The organism is Nocardia exalbida NBRC 100660 (assembly GCF_000308575.1).
Lineage (GTDB): Bacteria > Actinomycetota > Actinomycetes > Mycobacteriales > Mycobacteriaceae > Nocardia > Nocardia exalbida.
This window is the reverse complement of record NZ_BAFZ01000148.1, coordinates 1-737: the sequence shown is the minus strand read 5'-3', so window position 1 is coordinate 737 and position 737 is coordinate 1. Positions and strand designations below refer to the sequence as shown.

The following is a 737-nucleotide window of genomic DNA, read 5'->3' as shown; positions in this document are numbered from 1 at the left end:
AGTGGTCATATTCTCTCCTCGAACTCGGCTGGACGCGCGAATTTGCTCAGCCTGCCTTGCCAATACTCTGTTCGAACTCCGCGCGGTGCCGGTCGGCCACTTCGCGGGCGGCGGCTTCGGCGGCGGGATCCACCGGCTCACTCGACCACGGCAACACCGTCTCCCCCATCGCCTGCACAAACCGCTCACCCAACCCCGTCAACGATCCGGAATCCCGCAACTGACCGATCGCCTCAGCGGTCATCATCCGCCAGCGAGCGAACTGCCTCTCCGCCTCCACCCGGTCGGCACCGTCGACCAGCGTCCGCCGCACCCGCCAATAATCGGTCACCCCGATATGCGCATAAGCACCCTGCAGCAGCCCCTCGATCGGACGAGGGTCCGGACGCCATGGGGCGTAGTACCGCAACTCCCGATCGGAAAGGTCGTACAACTCGAACATGTCGAGTATCGCGCCCATCTTGACATGCTGGAACTCGTGCACCAGCAGCAGCGCGAGAGAATCCTGCTCGGGTCGCAAGGCCATGCCCACCGCACCGAAGGCGAGCCGCGCCGATGCGCTCCGGTCGTAACCGGGGTCCGGCTGCATCGGCATCACGGTGTTGAGTCCGGTGAGGATACCGGGAGCGTAGGCGGGCATATGGTCACGGATGAAGTCGATCCCCGTCGCGAAGGCACGCTGCCAGCGCTCCACCTCTGCCTCGCTGAGGCGATCGGACTCGTACGAATGGCAGCCC

1 protein-coding gene is annotated in these 737 nt (G+C 65.1%); it reads right to left on the bottom strand.

Going from position 1 to position 737, the window contains the following annotated elements; genetic code table 11:
* Positions 1 to 46: 46 nt before the first annotated feature.
* A partial coding sequence (locus ON29_RS29845; RefSeq protein ID WP_040871448.1) for an HEXXH motif domain-containing protein occupies positions 47 to 737 on the bottom strand: 691 nt, incomplete at its 5' end.